Origin of the sequence: uncultured Rhodococcus sp. (genome assembly GCF_963525155.1) — a bacterium.
Taxonomy (GTDB): Bacteria; Actinomycetota; Actinomycetes; order Mycobacteriales; family Mycobacteriaceae; genus Rhodococcus_F; species Rhodococcus_F qingshengii.
In genome coordinates this window covers 1-2,535 of the sequence record NZ_CAURKP010000335.1, presented here as the reverse complement: position 1 = coordinate 2,535, position 2,535 = coordinate 1, and the positions used below count along the sequence as shown (strand labels likewise).

Annotated in this window: 4 protein-coding genes; 2 read left to right on the top strand and 2 right to left on the bottom strand. The window is 63.6% G+C overall.

Going from position 1 to position 2,535, the window contains the following annotated elements:
- Positions 1-114 precede the first annotated feature (114 nt).
- The gene (locus RWT78_RS29140; protein ID WP_218681653.1) at positions 115-834 is read right to left on the bottom strand and encodes an aspartate/glutamate racemase family protein; all 720 of its coding nucleotides are present in this window, start codon (positions 832-834) and stop codon (positions 115-117) included.
- 210 nt (positions 835-1,044) lie between these two features.
- Here RWT78_RS29140 and RWT78_RS29135 point away from each other — a divergent pair, with 210 nt between their 5' ends.
- Both RWT78_RS29135 and RWT78_RS29130 read left to right on the top strand, forming a co-directional pair.
- Positions 1,045-1,452: a hypothetical protein gene (locus tag RWT78_RS29135; protein ID WP_021333455.1), complete on the top strand. Its 408-nt coding sequence runs from the start codon at positions 1,045-1,047 to the stop codon at positions 1,450-1,452.
- Complete coding sequence (locus tag RWT78_RS29130) at positions 1,449-1,829, top strand: DUF3817 domain-containing protein (protein WP_003945334.1); 381 nt, start codon at positions 1,449-1,451, stop codon at positions 1,827-1,829. Before RWT78_RS29135 ends, RWT78_RS29130 begins: the two co-directional genes overlap by 4 nt.
- A gap of 62 nt (positions 1,830-1,891) precedes the next feature.
- Here RWT78_RS29130 and rdgB read toward each other — a convergent pair whose 3' ends face one another.
- The gene (gene rdgB / locus RWT78_RS29125; protein ID WP_314682941.1) at positions 1,892-2,500 is read right to left on the bottom strand and encodes an RdgB/HAM1 family non-canonical purine NTP pyrophosphatase; all 609 of its coding nucleotides are present in this window, start codon (positions 2,498-2,500) and stop codon (positions 1,892-1,894) included.
- Positions 2,501-2,535 lie beyond the last annotated feature (35 nt).

Here is a 2,535-nt window from a genome sequence, read left to right as displayed (position 1 = left end):
CGCTGGATTTAGGTTCCAGGGTCTCAGGACGTGGGGGTTCAAGTCCCCCCTCGCGCACAACGAACCGCCCCGCCGGATCAGATCCGGCGGGGCTTTTTCGGTTCTAGATCAGGCTCAGCGCTTTCGAGCCTTGACCGGCGGGGTCATGTATGTCGTCCGGCTCGGCGTCAGCCCCAGACGGACCGAGCTCTCCAACCACGTGATCGCCGACGCCGTCGGATCCACAACCGGAACGTGAATCCCTTTGCCATGCAGCCTGTCTCGGACTGCACTGGTCACACCGAGCATCCCGGTGCAACCGAGAACGACGGAATCGGCCTCGCCGTTCTCCACTGCCACAGACGCCTGAGCGGCCAGTCGATCGATCAGTTCCTCCCGATCGGTGAGGCCCAGCACCGGCATGTCCACGACTCGAATACTGCCCAGCCGACTATCGAGCCCATACCGCCGAGTGAGCGATCGCAGCATCGGCACGACGTTCGGCAGGATAGTCACGACACCGACGCGATCGCCCAGACTCATCGCTGTCAGAAATGACGGCTCGAAGCCGCCGACCACCGGTGCGCCGATGACCTCTCGGGCGGCATGCACTCCGGGATCGGCGAAACATGTGATGAACACACCGTCCACGCCGTCGGCTGCCGCTTCCTCGACCCTCTGCACTATCCCGGGGCCGGCAAGTGCCTCGTCGTACTCGGACTCGATGCTCGCCGTACCGGTAGGCAGCGAAACGACGTCGACCGTCGTGCCGGGCGCCGCCCAGTGCTCCACCTCGGCTGTCACCGCCGGAGTCAGTGTGGTGTCGATGACCGGGCGAATCACTCTGATGTGCATGAAACACTCCCCTGCTTTCGGATACGCGCCGAGGTTATCGATGCAGTACAGCCGGGAGAATGTGTTCAGTGCCCTGGCGTTGCGGGTGAGAATGGGCATAGCGCACAGGTGCTGTGGAACGGCTCCTACGACACGCCGTGGCACGGCCTCTACGACACCGTGTCGGAGATCGCAGGGCGAGGCACTATAGCTCTCAGGTACCGTCTTAGTGTGTCCAAGAACGCTACTAAACGCCGACCTGCGCTGATTCTGCTGGTCATCGTGTCAGCTGCCGGCTGCCTCGCGCTCGGCTGGTGGCAGTGGGAGCGCTTCGAAGCCGTCGGAGGCTCGGGACAGAATCTCGGGTACGCGTTCCAGTGGCCGCTGTTCGCGGCGTTTGTCGTGTACGCGTACCGCAAGTTCGTTCAGCTCGAAGACGTGGACCCCGAAGAGGCCGAAGCCGAGGAAGCCGCCGCGGAGCCGCGTGAGATTCCCGCCGACCTCTTGCCGCAACGCCCGCAGGCCGAGTTCGACGATGTGAACCTCGACGTCGACGACCCTGAAGCCCGCCAAATGCTGGAATACAACGACTACCTTGCGCAGCTCGCCGCTCGCGAGTCCGATAGGAGCACGACGTGAGTACCGGTTCGGAAGCGAGCATCGCTACCCCCGCAGTCAACGCAGAAAAGCAGAAGAAGGTTGCGTCGGCGCTGGTCCGATACCGCGTTCTTGCCTGGATCACCGGCCTGTGGCTGCTGTTCCTGACCGGTGAGATGGTCTACAAGTACCTGATTCTCGACAATTCGGCGGACGCACCCTCGTGGTTGTTCTACATCGGCCAGATCCACGGCCTGTTCTACATGCTCTACCTCGTGTTCACGATCGACTTGGCGATCAAGGCCAGGTGGAAGCCCGGTACGACGGTTGCCACCGCGCTTGCCGGCACGATCCCGTTCCTGTCGTTCGTGTTCGAGCACAAGCGGACTGCCCAGGTGAAGCAGGCTTATCAGCTCTGAGAGTTCCAAAAAGTAGAGCCCTGAACGCAGACGCGTTCAGGACTCTACTTTTCGGATTCGGTTCAGCCGGCCAGTGCCGCCAGCGCGGGAACGAGCTGTACGAGCGCGCGCCCTCGATGTGACGCCGCATCCTTCTCTGCCGGGGTGAGTTCTGCGGCCGAGCGGGTGTCGCCGTCCGGACGGAAGATGGGGTCGTATCCGAAGCCGCCGTCGCCGGCTGGTTCGCGGCCGATCACCCCGCGCCATTCGCCGCGCACGACGGTCTCGTCGCCGCCGGGGATCACCAGTGCACAGGCGGAGACGAACGCCGCGCCTCGACGCTCGTCTGGCACGTCTCCCAGCTGAGCCAGGACCAGAGCCGTGTTGGCGCCGTCGTTTCCGTGAGTGCCCGACCATCGCGCGGACAGCACGCCGGGCATACCGTTGAGTGCGTCGATCTCGACACCGGAATCGTCTGCGATGCAGGGCATTCCGGTTGCAGCTGCTCCGTCACGCGCTTTGGCGAGCGCATTCTCCTCGAACGTCACTCCGGTCTCGGGGGCTTCGGGGAACGGCGGGACCTCGTCGAGCCCGACCAGTTCGATTCCGTTCACTCCGGCGGCGTCGAGCACCCGGTGAAGTTCCTTCAGTTTCTTGGCATTTCGGCTGGCAACCAGTACTCGTACGCTCACAGCTCAGGCACCGAACTTCTTCTTGGGTTCCGGAT